The organism is Lacticaseibacillus casei DSM 20011 = JCM 1134 = ATCC 393, from assembly GCF_000829055.1.
GTDB lineage: Bacteria > Bacillota > Bacilli > Lactobacillales > Lactobacillaceae > Lacticaseibacillus > Lacticaseibacillus casei.
In genome coordinates, this window is record NZ_AP012544.1 from 1304735 (window position 1) to 1322963 (window position 18229).

Here is an 18229-nt window from a genome sequence, read left to right on the forward strand (position 1 = left end):
GTATTGACAGGAGGAACTTCTGGCATGACATTACGTGACTTTTTATTAACTTGGCATCTAGTAACCAATCAGAATCCGCGCTTGGCGGTCGCTTTGGAAGAAGCTATTCGTGCCAAAACCGATTTAACAGCATTTCAACGCGAACTTGACAAGAAAGTGACTCAGTCAGCGGAACCATTATTGGCGGTAGCGCGGCAGTCAGCTTACGTCACTTATGTCGATGCTGCTTATCCACCACGGTTGCGTGAAATTCCCCAGCCGCCACTGGTGCTTTTTTATCGCGGTCAGATAAAGTTGCTTCAACAATTGACATTGGGTGTTGTTGGTTCGCGCAAGGCTACCGGTTATTCAGCGGCCGCCTTAGCGCAATTATTCCCGCAACTGCCGATGATGACGATTGCAAGCGGCTTGGCAACCGGCGCCGACAGCATGGCCCATGAGGCGGCACTCACAGCTGGTTTGCCGACGATTGCGGTGATCGCTAACGGTATTGATCAGGTCTATCCGGCTAAGCATCGTTTGCTGCAGGAACGGATCGGCCGCGCTGGGTTGATTGTGAGCGAGTACCCGCCCGGAACAGCTCCGCAACGGTTCCAATTTGTGGCACGTAATCGAATTATTGCCGGGTTGGCGCATGGGGTGATGGTCACTGAAGCGGAAATCAAAAGCGGCAGTCTGATCACGGCAAATTATGCCTTGCAGCATAATCGTGAAGTTTTTGCGTTACCTAACCGTTTTGGCGAGCGTTTGGGGGCAGGAACCAACGCGCTAATTCAAGCAGGCGCAGCAATTGTGACCGGTCCGGATACGGTGATCGAGAACCTGCATTATTACCCGTAAAGTGCCAAAAAGTGCCCTTTCTATAGTAGGAAAATTTTCATATGATTTGACAAGAGCAAAATGACTAGCTTATGATAGCAACTGTTTTGAGCCAGCAGGCGTGATCGGATGGTTTTTGGGCGGAGGCGTATTCGCCACTGTGACCGTGCGCATAGCGACCTGCTGAATCATGAAGCACTGACGGTAACTCGTCAGCCCGCACAAATTAATCAGGGCTTGCTGTTGTAGCAATGCCACCGGAAGGAGCGCGTTCATGGCCGACAAGAAGTTAGTCATTGTTGAATCGCCAGCCAAAGCCAAGACCATTGAAAAGTATCTTGGCCGCACCTATAAAGTTGTTGCTAGTTTAGGGCATATTCGCGATTTACCCAAGAGTCAAATGGGTGTTGATGTTGAAAACAACTACGAACCTCGCTACATTTCGATTCGCGGTAAAGGCGATGTCATTAAATCCTTAAAGAAAGACGCTAAAAAAGCTAGCCGTGTTTATCTTGCAGCCGATCCGGATCGTGAAGGAGAAGCCATCGCGTGGCATGTCAGTCATATTCTCGGGTTGGATCCCCAGGCAAAAAATCGCGTCGTTTTTAACGAAATTACCAAAGATGCTGTCAAAAATGCATTTAAGACGCCGCGCGGGATTGATATGGATCTCGTTGATGCCCAGCAGGCCCGGCGGATTCTCGATCGGCTCGTAGGCTATTCCATCAGCCCGTTGTTGTGGAAGAAGGTCAAAAAAGGCTTAAGTGCAGGCCGAGTTCAGAGTGTTGCATTAAAACTGATCATTGATCGCGAAAATGAAATCAAGAATTTTATTCCTGAAGAGTATTGGTCACTGGATGCAGAGTTCCAGAAAGGCCGCAGCAAAAAGTTTACAGCCAGTTTTTACGGCATCAAGAACAAGAAACAGGCCTTAAAAAATAATGAGGCTGTTCAAAAAGTCTTAAGCCAGGTCGATAAAACCAAGCCGTTTAACGTGACCAAAGTAGTTAAGAAAGAGCGCAAGCGTTTTCCGGCACCACCGTTTACCACCAGTACCTTGCAACAGGAAGCCAACCGTAAGCTGGGTTTCCGAACCCGGAAAACCATGATGTTGGCCCAACAGCTGTACGAAGGTATTAATTTAGGCGGCAAGTTAGGCACGGTCGGGTTGATTACGTATATGCGTACTGACTCCACTCGTGTTTCAAATGTCGCCAAAACCGAGACCAGCCACTATCTGCACGAAAAGTACGGCGAAGCTTATGCCGCCGTTAAAATCCGTCAAGGCAAACTTCAGGAAGGGGCTCAAGACGCCCATGAAGCGATTCGCCCAACCAGTACGTTGCGGACGCCCGAAAGTCTGGCTTCGGTTTTGGATAAAGACCAAATGAAGCTATATCGGTTGATTTGGAGCCGATTTGTTGCCAGTGAAATGACACCGGCAGTGATCGACACCGTCGCCGTTACTCTTGACCAAAATGATGTTACGTTCCGTGCTAATGGCAGTCAGATGAAGTTTGAAGGCTTTACTAAGCTCTACGTATCCTCGCGGGATAACGACGAAAAAGACAATGTTTTGCCGCCGCTTGCTGTCGGGGATGCCGTTAAAATGCTGAAAACCGATCCGGCGCAGCATTTTACCCAGCCGCCAGCCCGTTATTCGGAAGCGAATCTGGTTAAGGCATTGGAAGAAAATGGTGTCGGTCGGCCATCAACTTACGCGCCAACCATTGAAACCATTCAGAAGCGCTATTACGTTAAGCTCAATGCCCGCCGCTTTGAACCGACTGAATTAGGCGAAATCGTCAACAGTCTGATCGTTGAATTCTTCCCTGATATCGTCAATATTAAGTTCACGGCAAATGTTGAGTCCGAATTAGACAGCATCGAAACCGGCGAAGCCAACTGGGTAAAGGTTATTGACCAGTTCTACAAGCCGTTTGAGAAAGAAGTAGCGCACGCCGAAACCGGCATCGAAAAGATTCAGATTAAGGATGAACCAGCAGGCTTTAACTGCGACATCTGTGGCGCACCCATGGTTATCAAAATGGGGCGTTACGGTAAATTTTACGCCTGTTCTCGATTCCCGGATTGCCGCAACACCAAGGCGATTGTCAAAGAAATTGGCGTCATTTGTCCTAAGTGTCACGAGGGTCAGGTGGTCGAACGCAAGAGCAAGCGTAACCGTGTCTTTTATGGCTGCTCGCGCTACCCGGACTGTGACTTTGTCTCCTGGGACAAACCAGTTGGCCGCGACTGCCCGGTCTGTGGTCATTTCTTAGTCGAAAAGAAAACCAAAGCCGGCACCCAAGTCGTTTGCCCAAACAACGATTACAAGGAAGCCTTACAAAAAGCATAAAACCAAAACCAGCAAGCCCGAATCCTTTGGGTCTGCTGGTTTTTTTGATAAACTAGGCAAGAGCGTGAGCTGGCGCGTTTAGGAGTCGGAGTGTAAGTGGCCTCGGGCGTGATGGCCGTTCTCTGGCCATTGCGACCGAGGTCCTTACACGCAGACTTCTGCGCCAGCGAACGCGTTTACGACAGCATCGGCCAAAGCCCTTTCCACAAGGAGATTTTTCTTGGCCATTACATCCAAGTCCCTTGCAAACAAGCCTCTGCGCCAATAAGCACATGTTAAATGCAGCATCACCAAACCCACATCAAACAAACTTTAAGAATCCCCGTTCCACTCTCGATCCAAAACCCCACACCAAAGGAGGAAATTCACCATGCCTATTGTTAACGTCATCGGCGCTGGCCTGGCCGGGTCCGAAGCCGCTTGGCAAATCGCCCAAACAGGTGTCGACGTCAATTTATATGAAATGCGTCCGGTTACTATGACCCCAGCGCATCACACCGCCAATTTTGCGGAACTGGTCTGTACAAACTCGCTGCGTGCCAATCAGATTACGAATGCGGTTGGACTGTTGAAAGAAGAAATGCGGCGCTTAGATTCGATTATTATTCAAAGTGCCGACGCGACCGCCGTGCCAGCTGGCGGCGCGTTGGCGGTTGACCGCGAGCCATTTTCCCAGTTAGTGACCCAGAAACTCATGGCGCATCCCCGGGTTCATGTCATTCGTGAAGAGCTAACTGATTTCCCTGAAGGGGTGACAGTGGTTGCTACGGGGCCGTTGACCGCACCGGGCTTGGCTGATGCCATTGTGGCCTTGAATGGCGAAGCCGGTCTGTCATTTTTTGATGCTGCTGCGCCGATTTTGGACGCCAGCACCATTGATACCGACATCGTCTACAAAAAGTCCCGCTATGATCGTGGCGAAGCTGCTTACTTAAATTGCCCGATGAACCGGGAAGAATTTCAGGCGTTCTATCAGGCATTGATCTCCGCTGAGGTTGCGGAAGGCCACGATTTTGAAAAAATGACGGTCTTTGAAGGGTGCATGCCAATTGAAGTGATGGCCAAACGCGGGATTAAGACCATGCTGTTCGGTCCGTTGAAACCGGTTGGCTTGGAGGATCCGCGAACCGGCAAAACGCCGTATGCGGTCGTTCAGCTGCGGCAGGATAACGCGGCAGCGAGCCTGTATAACATCGTGGGCTTCCAGACGCATCTCAAATGGGGTGAACAAAAACGGGTCTTCCGGATGATTCCGGGATTGGAAAATGTTCAGATTGTCCGCTATGGGGTGATGCACCGTAATACGTTCATGAAGTCGCCGGCTGTTCTTGAGCCGACGTATGCGTCTAAGCGGCGTGCGGATCTCTTCTTTGCAGGGCAGATGACCGGCGTTGAAGGCTACGTTGAAAGTGCGGCCAGCGGATTAATTGCTGGGACGAATGCAGCCCGATTGGCGCAGGATCTGCCGTCACTGGTATTTCCGGAAACAACGGCAATGGGTGCCATGGCACATTACATCACCCATACCTCGCCAACACATTTTCAGCCGATGAATGCTAACTTTGGTATTATGCCGCCACTAGCAGTTAAGGTACGGCAAAAGAAGGAGCGTAACCAGCAATTAGCAGAACGGGCCTTGACTGATCTTGCAGCATTTAAAACTGAATTAAGACGTGTGAACCAACTTTAAAAATAAAAAAGATCTCGGGTAACCGGGATTTTTTCATTGTCGTGTCATGTTATCTTCATAAAGGACCGGTTATAATGGAACAAAGTCAACGCTTAAGCAATCTTGGTGTCCGGAGAGCGAAAAATTGCCGCCACCTATCAATGTTTGGCTTCTGAAAACGTCAACAATCGTTCTTTTTATGTTAATCTATTAAGCGGAGGGATGTCGGGATGAAGCCAATTGCAGCTTTTCAGGAATACTTAACGGTCGAGCGGCAGTATTCACCAGAAACTGTCACGGCGTATTTAAACGACATTCAAGCATTCCAGGCTTTTCTCAAGACCAATGGCGGGTTTACCGATTTTAGCAAGGTAGATGACCTGGACGTTCAGACTTACTTAACCAATTTGAATAAACAGGGACTGGCTCGTACTTCTATTGCCCGAAAAATTAGCAGTTTGCGGAGCTTTTATCGGTACCTGGTACGAATTGATGCTGTGAAGCGCAATCCATTTGAATTAGTCGAGCTGAAGAAGCAGCACCATCACTTGCCGCAGTTTTTCTATGAAGCAGAAATTCAGGAACTGTTTAAAACCGTTGAAGGCAAAACGTCACTTGACCAGCGTAATCGGGCGCTACTGGAAGTCTTGTACGGCACCGGCATCCGAGTCTCCGAGTGTGCCAACTTAACATTGAGCCAAGTGGATTTTAATACAGGGTTGTTACTGATCCATGGGAAAGGCAATAAGGATCGTTACGTGCCGTTTGGTCAGTACGCCCAGCGCGCGTTACAAACGTATCTAAAAGATGGGCGCCAGACGTTGATGCAGAAGCACCAAACCCAACATCGGGTGGTATTCGTCAACCAATATGGTCGGCCGATCACAGCACGCGGGATTGAATACATTCTGGATCAGCTTATTAAACAGACGAGTCTGACTGCCAATATCCATCCCCACATGTTGCGGCACAGCTTCGCCACGCACATGTTAGATCATGGAGCGGATTTACGCACCGTCCAGGAATTGCTAGGCCATGCGAGTCTGTCGACGACCCAGATTTATACCCACGTCACGATGGCGCATTTAAAAAACGAGTATATGAAATATTATCCTAAGCATCATTAAGACTAAAGTACGATGTAATCGGTGCTTGAGTTTTCTAAAGTATGACTATTGGTCGGTTGCTAACAACCGCCACCGCTGATGAGTTTCAATTCATCAGGGGGAATGAAAAGGAGCATAATAATGACAACAATTGCAGCAGTTAGAAAAGATGGCGTGACCGCTTTAGCAGGCGATGGCCAGGTTACCCTGGGCGAAAAAGTCATTATGAAAGGCAATGCCCAAAAAGTTCGGCGCATTTATCATGATCAGGTTGTCATCGGCTTTGCCGGTGGCGTTGCCGACGCGTTCACTTTACAAGATTGGTTTGAAAAGAAGCTCGAGCACTATGCCGGCAACTTACGGCGTTCCGCTGTGGCACTGGCACAGGATTGGCGTAAAGATCCAACGCTGCAAAAACTCGAAGCCATGATGATTGTCATGGACGAACATGATCTATTACTTGTATCCGGGTCTGGAGAAGTCATTGATCCGGACGAGGATGTCGTGGCAATCGGCTCTGGCGGTAATTTTGCGCAGGCGGCCGCTATTGCGATGTTGCGGCATGCGCCTGATATGACGCCGGCCGACATTGCCAAAGAGGCAGTTAATATTGCCGGTAACATTGACATTTTCACCAACCACAACATTATCGTTGAGAGTTTCTGACTAGGCCAGAGCACGCTCACAGGAGGTTTAAAATGGTAGAGGTTCAAACACCTAAACAAATCGTTGAAAAACTTGACCAATATGTCATCGGTCAAGACGATGCCAAACGCGCCGTTGCGGTTGCCTTGTATAATCGCTATCGCCGGATGCAGTTGTCACCCAAGATGCAAGAAGAAATCACGCCGAAGAACCTGTTGATGATTGGGCCAACCGGTGTCGGGAAAACGGAAATCGCCCGTCGATTAGCCAAAATTGTGGACGCACCATTTGTTAAAGTCGAAGCGACCAAATTCACGGAAGTCGGCTATGTCGGTCGGGATGTTGAATCCATGGTCCGTGATCTTGCTGAAACCGCAGTGGCGATGGAAGAAGAAAAGCAGTTCAAGAAAGTCCGCGTTCGCGCCGAAAAGGAAGCCAACAAACGCCTCGTTAAAATTTTGGTACCAGCGATTCGCAAAGAAAAGAACTCGAATCCGATGGCTGAAATGATGAACATGTTACAAGGCATGCAAAACGGCAAGACACCTGCTGCTGACGATGCCGATGCTGGTGGCGAAGTGACCGATGACATTCGGAACAAACGCCTGAGTGTCGCTGAACAGCTGGAGAAAGGCTTGCTAGAGGATCGGGAAATTACCGTTGCCGTCAACGACGAGAAAAAAGGCGGCGGCATGAGTGATATGTACGGCCAAATGGGGATTGACTTAAGTGATACGATTGGTGCGTTAATGCCCAAGAAAAAAGTCGAGCGCACCATGACCGTTAAGGAAGCCCGCGAAATCTTCATTAAAGAAGAGTCGGATAAGCTGGTCAACCATGCCGATATTTATCACGACGCCATCCAGAGTGCCGAAAACAATGGCATTATCTTTATTGACGAAATTGATAAAATCGCAGCAGGCGACAAGCATACCAGTGGTGAAGTTTCTCGCGAAGGGGTTCAACGCGATATTTTGCCAATCGTCGAAGGCTCGCAGATTAACACCAAGTATGGGCCAATTAACACGGATCATATTTTGTTTATCGGTTCAGGGGCATTTGCCGAAGCCAAACCGAGTGATTTAATTGCTGAATTACAAGGTCGGTTCCCGATTCGGGTTGAACTAAAGGATCTGACTGAAGAAGATTTTGTACGGATTCTGACCGAACCGGACAATGCGTTGATTAAGCAATATATTGCCTTGATCGGTGCTGACGGCGTGAAAATCACGTTTACCAAGGAAGCCGTTAATCGGATTGCCGAAATTGCCACGCAGGTTAATCACGATACCGATAATATCGGCGCGCGGCGGTTGGCAACCATCTTGGAGAAGCTATTGGAAGATGTGCTTTACGAAGGTCCGGATATGGCAATGGGCAGTGTGACGGTGACCCAGCAGTATGTCGATGATAAGATCGGCCATATCGCTGCCGATACGAACATGACCCGGTATATTTTGTAAGGCAACCCGTGGAGAACTGTAGATAAAGGATGAGGATGTATGGTAACGATTGCAAATGACTTTTTGACCATTGACATCAGTCGGCATGGTGCCGAGCTGACTAGTATCAAGGATAACCTGACTGGGCGTGAGCGTCTGTGGCAGGCTGATCCGGAAGTCTGGCCGCGGCACGCACCGGTGTTATTCCCGATTGTCGGGGCACTGGCTGATGACCAATATCATTATGCTGGCAAAACTTACCACATGACCCAGCATGGCTTTGCCCGTGATCGTGATTTCACAGTCGTGTCGGCAACGCCTTTTAAGGCCAGCCTTGTTCTTAAAGATGACGACAAGACGCGTGCCATGTATCCCTTTGCGTTTCGTCTGATTATCACCTATGCATTGGAAAATAATAACCTACACGTTACTTACCATGTCGATAATCCAGACAAAACGGCCCCTTTATACTTCAGTGTTGGCGGACACCCTGGTTTCAAAGTGCCAATGACAGCAGATACGCAGTTTACGGATTATTACATGAACTTCAACCCGCGCAAGTCGCTGGTTCAAATTCCGCTGGTCGCTGGTAAAGGTGTGGATTATCCGCACCGAACCCTGGCCGCAACTGATGCCAATCTGGCGCTGACCCATGAGACGTTTAAAAACGATGCGCTCATCTTCGCACCGCTTGGCAAGACTTCGTTTAATCTGCTTTCGGACAAAACCAAACATGGTGTGAGTGTCACCATGACAGACACACCTTACTTAGGCGTTTGGAGTCCGTACCCTAAGACCGGTGAGTTTGTTTGCATTGAGCCTTGGTGGGGCATCGCAGATACGATTGGCACGACCGGCGATTTCACCAAGAAGCTGGGCATCAATCGTCTCGAACCGGGAACGGCGTTTGAAAAGGGCTACACAATCAGCATTTTTTAATTCGGTAGGATAGCTGGTGATCGATAACAAAAAGACATCCAACAGGGGATGTCTTTTTGCGTGGTATATTTTGTGTTCTTTACTGCTGGCGATGGTGTTGCCGTAAGTAAAGGCCGAGGCCAAATGGGACCATGTTCTCGTCGCCCGCTTTGATGCGCTTAAAATTGGCCCGATGTTTAATGAAGAAAACGACAAGCAGACCGCAAGCCACGGTGGTCAGCAACCAGTCGTGATAAACAAGCGACCAGCAGGTGATAATGACCATGCCAAGTGTACTGGCGACACTGACCATGGACGTTAGCAAGATCAGACTAAACCAGATAGCAAAGGCAATGAAGAAAAATTCCGGATTATACGCCAGCAAAATGCCGGCACTCGTCGCCACTGCTTTGCCACCTTTGAAATGAATATAAATCGAAAAGGTATGACCTAAGACAGCCGCCAGCCCGACAATCAGAATCAGCCAGTGGTGGTCAATCCCAAACAAAATCGGTAAACTGGCTGACAACGTTCCTTTTAGAATATCCAATAGCAACACCAGTGTTCCGCCAACCGGTCCTAGCATTCGATAAGCGTTGGTTGTCCCGATATTATGGCTGCCACCTTTGCGGATGTCGGTATGATAAAATACTTTGCCAATCACCACACCAAACGGAATGGCACCAATGAAATAAGCGAGTATAAAACAAAGCACAAGAACCAAGTGTGCCCCTCCTCTCAGACTTAAAAACTATTTTAGCATTTTTGACTTTTGAGTGATACGCCGTTAAAATAATGCGAACACACATTCGATTTGCAATAATGGGTTAAATGCCCTAGAGAAACGTCAACGCAGACTTTTTATGGACGTAAAGGCTACACTGGAAATACGTTGTTCGTAAAGCAGCTGTGTGCGAATGTTGGCTGAGATCGCCCTTGTGCCGTTTTCTAAGCATTTTTTAGTCATGCTTTGTTCGCGCTCTGCGGGTGCGTGGTGTATTCTATAAATTAGTTGTTTCAAAAAGGGAGTTTATTATGGACAAAGCAACGCAAGCATATAATGATTCATCCATTCAGGTGCTGCACGGCCTGGAAGCCGTTCGCAAGCGGCCTGGGATGTATATTGGTTCCACCGATGGCCGCGGGTTGCACCACTTGGTTTATGAAATCGTGGATAACTCAGTCGATGAAGCGCTCGCGGGGTTTGGGGACGAAATCAATGTAACCATTCACGCCGATAATTCAGTTACCGTGCAGGATCACGGACGGGGGATGCCGACGGGGATGCATCCCAGCGGCAAGCCGACGATTGAAGTGATCCTAACGGTGCTGCACGCCGGCGGGAAGTTTAACCAAAACAGCTATAAAACGTCAGGCGGTCTGCACGGGGTTGGGTCCAGTGTCGTGAATGCCTTATCTGAATCACTGACCGTGAGGATTGTCCGCGACAAACGGGCTTTTGAGGAGCACTTCATCAACGGTGGTCATCCGGACGGTGGTTTGCAAAAGCTGGGTAAGGTGAATGAGCCAAATGGCACCACGATCACCTTCAAACCGGATCCGACGATTTTCCAGACCACGGTTTTCAACTATGATACACTCGCTGAACGGTTGCGCGAATCAGCCTTTTTGCTGAAAAATATTACGATTAACTTAATTGACGAGCGCACCGGCAAACGCGATCAGTATCACTATCCGGATGGCTTGGTGAGTTTCGTTAAGTATCTGAATGAAGGTAAAGATGCCTTGTCGCAAGTCATCAATTTTGAAGGCAAGAAAGACGGCATTGTGGTTGACTTTGCCGGCCAATATAATGATGGCTATTCCGAAAATATTATTTCCTTCGTTAACAATGTGCGCACCGGAGATGGCGGCACGCACGAAATCGGCCTGCGTAGTGGGATGACCCGAGCGTTTAATGAGTTCGCACGCAAAGTCGGCTTGTTGAAAGACAGGGATAAGAACCTTGAAGGCAGTGATGTTCGGGAAGGCTTCGCCGGTATTTTAAGCGTGCGGATTCCTGAAGAAATCCTGCAGTTTGAAGGCCAGACAAAAGGCAAACTGGGTACCCCGCAAGCTCGCACAGTTGTCGACGGTATTGTTTACGAAAATCTTTCCACGTTTTTGATGGAAAATGGGGAAGAGTCCCAGGAACTCGTACGTAAGGCGATTAAGGCCAGGGATGCCCGCGAAGCAGCGCGTAAGGCGCGTGATGACAGTCGGACCGGTCGTAAGCGAAAAAAAGATCAGGGGCTGCTTTCCGGTAAGTTAACGCCGGCACAAACCAAAAATCCTAAACGCAATGAACTTTACCTAGTCGAAGGGGATTCGGCCGGCGGTTCTGCTAAACAAGGGCGAGATCGTAAGTTCCAGGCGATTTTACCGTTGCGTGGGAAAGTCCTGAATACGCAAAAGGCCAAGCTGCAGGATATCGTTAAGAACGAAGAAATCAATACGATGATCTACACAATCGGTGCCGGTGTCGGGGCGGATTTTGACATCCAGCAGGCAAACTACAACAAGATCATTATCATGACCGATGCGGATACCGATGGCGCGCATATTCAGATTCTGTTGCTGACGTTCTTTTATCGGTACATGCGCCCGTTGATTGATGCCGGACGGGTTTATATTGCGTTACCGCCGTTATATCGGCTGCAAAAAGGTGCTGGGGCTAAAACCAAGATCAGCTATGCCTGGACCGATGAAGAGCTGGCTAAGGAAACCAAAGCCATGGGGAAGGGCTATACGCTGACTCGCTTCAAAGGACTTGGGGAAATGAACGCTGATCAGTTGTGGGAAACCACTATGAATCCAGAGACGCGCACGTTGATTCGGGTGCGGATTGACGACGCCCAGTTAGCCGAACGGCGCGTGACGACTTTGATGGGGGATCGGGTCGAACCCCGGCGTGAATGGATTGAACATCATGTTAAGTTTGACATGGATGACGACGGTAGTATTTTGGAAACACCGACAGCTAATCACGAAAAGTTGCAGTTTGGTGCCAAGCAAATCGTTAAACAGTTAGACAAGAAAGGAAAGTAAAAGCCATTGGCCAATCAGATTCAGGAGTTGACCTTAGAAGAGGTCATGGGCGACCGGTTTGGCCGGTACTCGAAATACATCATTCAAGAGCGGGCATTGCCGGATGTCCGTGATGGGTTAAAGCCGGTTCAGCGCCGAATTTTGTTTGCGATGAATCAGGATGGCAACACTTATGACAAAGGTTTTCGTAAATCGGCTAAAAGTGTCGGTAATGTTATGGGTAACTATCATCCACATGGCGATAGTTCGATTTATGAAGCAATGGTCCGGCTCAGCCAAGACTGGAAGCTGCGGGCACCGTTGATTCAAATGCACGGTAATAACGGTTCGATGGACGGGGATCCGCCTGCCGCAATGCGGTACACGGAAGCGCGTCTGAGCAAGATCAGTAAAGAAATGCTGGCGGATATCGACAAAGAGACTGTGGACATGGTCCTTAATTTCGATGACACGGCCCAAGAACCAACTGTACTACCGGCTGGATTTCCTAATTTGCTAGTCAACGGGGCCACCGGTATTTCCGCTGGTTACGCGACCGAAATTCCGCCGCATAACTTGCGCGAAGTAGTGGATGCCATTTTGTACTTGTTAAAGCACCCGCAAGCCGACTTAAATGACTTGATGCAATATGTAAAGGGTCCTGATTTTCCGACCGGCGGGATTATTCAAGGACTTGACGGCATCAAGCAAGCATATGAAACCGGCCGCGGCAAGATTGTGGTGCGTTCACGCACGCATATCGAAACCATGCGTGGCGGACGGGAAAAGATTGTTGTCACCGAGATTCCTTACGATGTCAATAAAGCCTTAATGATCAAGAAAATTGACGAACTGCGCCTTAACAAGAAAGTCGATGGCATCGCAGAAGTTCGGGATGAAAGTGACCGTTTTGGTTTAAGCGTTGTCATTGAGCTGAAGAAAGAAGCCGACGCCCAAGGCATTTTGAATTATCTGTTCAAAAATACCGACCTGCAGATCACTTATAACTTTAATATGGTTGCCATCGCCGATATGCAGCCAAAACTGCTAGGTTTAAAGCCGATGCTGGAAGCGTATGTTGCCCATCGCCGTGATGTCGTCACTCGCCGCACGCGGTATGAACTGAACAAAGCACAGGCACGGCAGCATATTGTTGAAGGCCTGATCAAGATGCTGTCGATTTTGGATCAGGTGATCGCGGCAATTCGTGCTTCTAAGGATAAAGGCGATGCCAAGCGTAATCTGGTTAAGCAGTTTGACTTTTCTGAAGCGCAAGCAGAAGCTATCGTGTCTTTGCAGCTGTATCGCCTGACCAATACCGATATTACTGCCTTGCAAAACGAAGCGGCCCAACTGGCTAAGGCTATCGCTGGTTATCAGGATATTCTGGCGCGGCCGGCCGCGCGTGATCGGGTCATTGAGCAGGAACTCAAGCGGATTGCCAAGGAATACGGGGACGATCGCCGTAGCAGTATCCAGGCTAAAATTGAAACGCTTGAAGTTGCAACGACGGTGACGGTTGCTGATGAGCCAGTTATGGTTCAAGTATCACGGGATGGCTACGTCAAGCGCAGTTCGTTGCGCAGTTACCAGGCCGTTGACCCTGACGATAACGGGCTCAAAGCGAATGATTTGGCCATTTTCACGGGTGAGTTGCGCACGCTGCAGCACCTTTATATTGTGACCAATGCCGGGAACATCATTTATCGGCCGGTTTACGAAATCGGTGATGCCCGCTGGAAAGATACTGGCGAGCACTTAAGCCAGACGGTCGGACTGGGCACTGATGAAAAGGTATTGGCAGTCTTTGCCTTTGATCAGCTGGACATTGCCGGTAGTTTTGTTCTTGGTTCCAGTGATGGCTATATTAAACAGACAGCGCTGAGTGATTTACAGCCGCAGCGAACTTACAAACGCAAACCGATGCTGGCTATGAAGCTCAAGACGGCCGGTGCAGTGGTCACGAATGCTTATTTCACCACTGATCAGTCGCAAGATGTTTTTGTTGTCAGTCGGCACGCATATGGATTAACATTTCCGTTAGCTGATGTTTCGACTGTTGGCGCACGGGCAACCGGCGTTAAAAGTATGGATCTAAAACCGGAAGACGAGGTTGTTAACTTCATTCTGGTTAAAGACCCGCAAAGTGCGGTGGTCGGGATTCTGACCCAACGCGGCGCCTTCAAACGGATGGCATTAAGTGAAGTCGGCGAAATGAGTCGGGCTCGACGCGGTCTGCTGGTCTTGCGCGAGCTTAAGCGTGATCCGCATCGCATCGTCGCCATGATGGCAGTGGACGAGGATACCCGTTTGGACGTGTTGACCGATGCTGACAAAGTTGTCACGCTTACGCCGAGCCAACACCCAACCGGTGATCGTTACTCCAATGGGTCATTCGTCATTGATACGGATGTTCAAGGGACGCCGGTCTTTGTCCGTACCCGCGAAGAGATTCCAGAAAAAAATGAACAATAGATTGAAGGGTAGCCGTTCCTGTATTAATACAGGAACGGCTATTTTTGCTTATTGTAGTACAGATAAGTTGTGCACGATTTATCAAATTCGCGGTCTGCTAATTTTTATGAAACAGTTAAGTACACTAAAAAAACAAAAGAACCCCTGTTATATAGGCGATAAAACGCTTGCATAGATCCCGCACCGTGTTATACTGAGTTTGCAAGAACTGTCACATCTGTAATTCACTTTAGGAGGCAAACACCTATGAAACAGCTTGACGAAACCAAAGTTCCTAATTATTGGGAAGGCTTTAACGGCGGTGACTGGCAAGAAGAAATCAATGTGCGCGATTTTATCGAGCATAACCTGAACCAATATGATGGGGACGAGAGTTTCCTTGCTGGCCCCACTGAAGCAACAACTGTTTTGAACAATCAGGTTCTGAACTTGAAGAAGCAAGAACGTGCCAATGGCGGCGTTTTGGATGCAGACAACAACATTCCATCAACCATTACGTCACATGGCCCTGGCTATCTCAACAAAGATCTCGAAAAGATTGTCGGTGTTCAAACCGACAAGCCATTCAAACGTGCATTCATGCCGTTTGGTGGTATTCGGATGGCAGAAGATGCGTTGAAAGCTTATGGCTTCGAAACCGATCCTGCCGAACACAAGATTTTCACCGAATATCGTAAAACCCATAACCAAGGCGTTTTTGATGCTTATACACCAGAAATGCGCAAGGCTCGTCACTACAAGATCGTGACTGGGTTGCCTGATGCTTATGGCCGTGGCCGAATCGTCTCAGACTTCCCACGGATTGCCATCTATGGTATTGATCGGTTGATGGAAGAAAAGGTGAACGACTACAACCTGACCGGCGATGGCGAAATGACCGATGATGTCATCAAACTGCGCGAAGAAATTAACGAACAATATCGTGCGTTGAACGATATGAAGAAAATGGCTAAAGAATATGGCTATGACATTTCTCGGCCAGCTGCAAACGCTCAAGAAGCCGTTCAATGGATTTACTTTGGCTATCTGGCAGCCGTTAAGACGCAAAATGGTGCGGCGATGTCCGTTGGCCGGATCGATACGGTTATCGATGCCTACATTCAACGGGATATGCGTCTCGGCAAGTTAAACGAAGAACAGACTCAGGAACTGATTGATCATTTGGTTATGAAATTGCGGATGGTTCGGTTCATTCGGACTGAAGAATATAATTCACTCTTCTCCGGCGATCCGATCTGGGCAACCCTGTCCTTGGCTGGCATGGGTAATGATGGTCGGCATCATGTCACCAAGACCGCTTTCCGGTTCCTGAAGACCTTAGACAACATGGGTGCAGCACCGGAACCAAACATTACGTTGTTGTGGAGCGAACGCTTGCCAGAAGGCTTCAAGCGCTACGCAACTGAAGTCTCCATCCAAAGTTCAACCATTCAATACGAAAATGATGATCTGATGCGTAACGAATGGGGCACGGACTATTATGGCATCGCTTGCTGTGTATCCGCACAGCCGATCGCTGACGGCGTTCAGTACTTTGGCGCTCGGGCTAACCTGGCAAAGACCGTTTTATATGCCATCAATGGTGGTAAAGACGAAATCCAGGAAGCACAAGTGGGTCCTGAATATGAACCAATCACCAGTGATTACATCGATTACGACGAATTCATGAAGAAGTTCGACAAGATGATGGACTGGCTAGCTGACGTTTATGTTAATGCGCTGAATGTCATTCACTACATGCATGACAAGTATTACTACGAAGCAGCACAATTGGCATTGAAGGACACCCGCCTGAACCGGACTTTTGCCACTGGGATTTCAGGTCTCTCCCATGCGGTTGATTCCATCAGCGCTATCAAGTATGGTCACGTTAAAGTGATTCGCGATGAAAATGGTATTGCGGTTGACTTTGTTGCTGACAACGACGACTATCCGCGTTATGGTAACAATGACGATCGGGCCGACAACATCGCTAAGTGGTTGGTGAAGACCTTCTACAATAAGATGAACACCCATCATCTGTATCGCGGTGCCAAGTTGAGTACCAGTGTTCTGACCATCACCTCCAACGTGGTTTATGGTAAGAACACCGGGACAACACCAAACGGCCGTCAGAAAGGCGAACCATTCTCACCAGGTGCCAACCCGGCATACGGCGCAGAAAAGAACGGTGCTTTGGCTTCCTTGATGTCCACCGCTAAGATTCCGTATCACTACGCAACTGACGGTATCAGCAACACGTTCGGGGTTACACCAAATACCCTGGGACATGATGATGAAACCCGTAAGGATACCTTGGTTCACATGGTCGACGGTTATATGGAGAACAGCGGCATGCATCTAAACATCAACGTCTTCAACAAGGAAACGTTGATCGATGCACAGAAGCACCCAGAAGAATACCCAACCTTAACTGTCCGGGTTTCAGGCTATTGCGTATACTTCGCGGACCTGACAAAGGAACAGCAGGATGACGTTATCGCACGGACATTCTTCGACGAAATGTAATCCAGTTAACTCAACATCAAAACAGGAAGTCATTCCTGTTTTGTCAAAAGACGGCAACGTTGCTGTTGCCGTTTTTTGACAAACTGAAATGAAAATCGTTTGAAAACTATCAGCATACTAGCAGTGGAGGCGGCATAGATGAAACTTATCGATCAATCACAAAGCCCGTTAAACATTTTGGAACAGGTCGGGCAGGATCATGAAGGGCCAATTAAGGGTTACGTTCACTCGGTCGAAAGCTTCGGCTCAGTCGATGGACCCGGGATTCGCTTTGTCGTTTTCATGCAAGGGTGCCGTATGCGGTGCCAATACTGTCACAATCCTGACACTTGGAATATCGGCGTCGGTGAGGAAATGACCGCTGATCAGATTTTGGCGGATGCACAGCGTTATAAGGCTTTCTGGGGCGAACAAGGCGGTATTACATGCAGTGGCGGGGAAAGTCTGGTGCAAATCGACTTTATCCTTGAGCTCTTTACTAAAGCCAAGGAACTCGGCATTTCTACTTGTCTCGATACGTCAGGTGGCCCATTCACCCGCGATCAGCCTTGGTTTGGTCAGTTTGAGAAACTCATGGCGGTCACGGATATTTCATTGGTGGATATTAAGCACATTGATTCGGCTGAGCACAAGAAATTAACGGGATTCCCGAACGAAAACATTTTGGATATGGTTCAGTATATGTCTGCCCACGGCGATGATATGTGGATTCGACACGTGTTGGTACCACAACGTACCGATTTTGATCCTTACCTTAAACGGTTAGGGGATTACATCGCAACGTTAGACAAGCATGTGGTTCAAAAAGTCGAAATCCTTCCTTACCACACGCTGGGGGTCAAAAAATACCATGAACTTGGCATTACCTATCCACTGGAAGGCATCGAACCACCATCAGCAGATCGAGTTAAGAACGCGGAAAATCTGTTGCATGTCCAAGATTACACTGGTTGGCAAAATTGGCGTCCGCGTCCGGCTACCAAGGCGTAGTTTAGTTAGAACTTAACGTAACGATTAAAAACGCGTCAAATCTGTTGCGTTTTTTTTAAATGCCACTTATGATGATGATTGATCAGTATTATAAATTTATAAATGAAAGGGAAGCCGCCCATGAAAACGAAGCAAGAGCGCATTTTTTCCTCCCGCGCATTTTAGAATCAAGTTAGCCACTGTCTCAAAATTTTTTGGACAATAAAAAACATCAAGAACAGATATCCTGTATCATTGAAGTTCCTACCCAAACAATGGAAGAGGATATTGT

Annotated in this window: 12 protein-coding genes; 11 read left to right on the forward strand and 1 reads right to left on the reverse strand. The window is 48.4% G+C overall.

Annotation, left to right across the window (positions count from 1 at the left end):
* Positions 1-24: 24 nt before the first annotated feature.
* From dprA to LBCZ_RS06570, 7 genes are all read left to right on the forward strand, one after another.
* Entirely contained in the window at positions 25-840 is an 816-nt protein-coding gene (gene dprA / locus LBCZ_RS06540) for a DNA-processing protein DprA (protein WP_025013520.1), read from the forward strand.
* A gap of 253 nt (positions 841-1093) precedes the next feature.
* Complete coding sequence (gene topA, locus LBCZ_RS06545) at positions 1094-3178, forward strand: type I DNA topoisomerase (protein WP_010488381.1); 2085 nt, start codon at positions 1094-1096, stop codon at positions 3176-3178.
* A 370-nt stretch (positions 3179-3548) separates the two neighbouring features.
* The gene (gene trmFO, locus LBCZ_RS06550) at positions 3549-4868 is read left to right on the forward strand and encodes a methylenetetrahydrofolate--tRNA-(uracil(54)-C(5))-methyltransferase (FADH(2)-oxidizing) TrmFO (protein WP_025013521.1); all 1320 of its coding nucleotides are present in this window, start codon (positions 3549-3551) and stop codon (positions 4866-4868) included.
* Between the two features lie 209 nt (positions 4869-5077).
* A complete protein-coding gene (gene xerC / locus LBCZ_RS06555) occupies positions 5078-5974 on the forward strand; it encodes a tyrosine recombinase XerC (RefSeq protein ID WP_025013522.1) in 897 nt (298 codons plus the stop codon).
* A 120-nt stretch (positions 5975-6094) separates the two neighbouring features.
* Entirely contained in the window at positions 6095-6619 is a 525-nt protein-coding gene (gene hslV, locus LBCZ_RS06560) for an ATP-dependent protease subunit HslV (protein ID WP_025013523.1), read from the forward strand.
* 32 nt (positions 6620-6651) lie between these two features.
* Positions 6652-8061 (forward strand): ATP-dependent protease ATPase subunit HslU, encoded by a 1410-nt coding sequence (hslU, locus tag LBCZ_RS06565; protein ID WP_010488374.1) that lies wholly within the window; start codon positions 6652-6654, stop codon positions 8059-8061.
* 39 nt (positions 8062-8100) lie between these two features.
* On the forward strand, positions 8101-8979 hold the full coding sequence (locus LBCZ_RS06570) for an aldose 1-epimerase family protein (RefSeq protein ID WP_025013524.1): 879 nt from the start codon (positions 8101-8103) through the stop codon (positions 8977-8979).
* Positions 8980-9058: 79 nt separating this feature from the next.
* Here the strand turns inward: LBCZ_RS06570 and plsY are convergent, their stop codons facing one another.
* Positions 9059-9682 carry a glycerol-3-phosphate 1-O-acyltransferase PlsY gene (gene plsY, locus LBCZ_RS06575; protein ID WP_025013525.1) on the reverse strand — a complete coding sequence of 208 codons (624 nt, stop codon included), beginning with the start codon at positions 9680-9682 and terminating at the stop codon, positions 9059-9061.
* 311 nt (positions 9683-9993) lie between these two features.
* Between plsY and parE the strand changes: the two genes are divergently transcribed.
* From parE to pflA, 4 genes are all read left to right on the forward strand, one after another.
* The gene (gene parE, locus LBCZ_RS06580) at positions 9994-12006 is read left to right on the forward strand and encodes a DNA topoisomerase IV subunit B (protein WP_025013526.1); all 2013 of its coding nucleotides are present in this window, start codon (positions 9994-9996) and stop codon (positions 12004-12006) included.
* Between the two features lie 6 nt (positions 12007-12012).
* Positions 12013-14460, forward strand: a complete 2448-nt coding sequence (gene parC, locus LBCZ_RS06585; RefSeq protein WP_039638998.1) for a DNA topoisomerase IV subunit A — start codon at positions 12013-12015, stop codon at positions 14458-14460.
* 246 nt (positions 14461-14706) lie between these two features.
* Positions 14707-16968 carry a formate C-acetyltransferase gene (gene pflB / locus LBCZ_RS06590; protein WP_039639000.1) on the forward strand — a complete coding sequence of 754 codons (2262 nt, stop codon included), beginning with the start codon at positions 14707-14709 and terminating at the stop codon, positions 16966-16968.
* Positions 16969-17106: 138 nt separating this feature from the next.
* Positions 17107-17958 carry a pyruvate formate-lyase-activating protein gene (gene pflA / locus LBCZ_RS06595; RefSeq protein ID WP_025013527.1) on the forward strand — a complete coding sequence of 284 codons (852 nt, stop codon included), beginning with the start codon at positions 17107-17109 and terminating at the stop codon, positions 17956-17958.
* Positions 17959-18229: the final 271 nt, after the last annotated feature.

Excerpts from the sequence above, each read along its gene's own strand:
- dprA (WP_025013520.1), top strand. The coding sequence starts at position 25 with ATGACATTACGTGACTTTTTATTAACTTGGCATCTAGTAACCAATCAG.
- LBCZ_RS06570 (WP_025013524.1), top strand. The coding sequence starts at position 8,101 with ATGGTAACGATTGCAAATGACTTTTTGACCATTGACATCAGTCGGCAT.
- hslU (WP_010488374.1), top strand. The coding sequence starts at position 6,652 with ATGGTAGAGGTTCAAACACCTAAACAAATCGTTGAAAAACTTGACCAA.
- pflA (WP_025013527.1), top strand. The coding sequence starts at position 17,107 with ATGAAACTTATCGATCAATCACAAAGCCCGTTAAACATTTTGGAACAG.
- trmFO (WP_025013521.1), top strand. The coding sequence starts at position 3,549 with ATGCCTATTGTTAACGTCATCGGCGCTGGCCTGGCCGGGTCCGAAGCC.
- xerC (WP_025013522.1), top strand. The coding sequence starts at position 5,078 with ATGAAGCCAATTGCAGCTTTTCAGGAATACTTAACGGTCGAGCGGCAG.
- topA (WP_010488381.1), top strand. The coding sequence starts at position 1,094 with ATGGCCGACAAGAAGTTAGTCATTGTTGAATCGCCAGCCAAAGCCAAG.
- hslV (WP_025013523.1), top strand. The coding sequence starts at position 6,095 with ATGACAACAATTGCAGCAGTTAGAAAAGATGGCGTGACCGCTTTAGCA.
- pflB (WP_039639000.1), top strand. The coding sequence starts at position 14,707 with ATGAAACAGCTTGACGAAACCAAAGTTCCTAATTATTGGGAAGGCTTT.
- parE (WP_025013526.1), top strand. The coding sequence starts at position 9,994 with ATGGACAAAGCAACGCAAGCATATAATGATTCATCCATTCAGGTGCTG.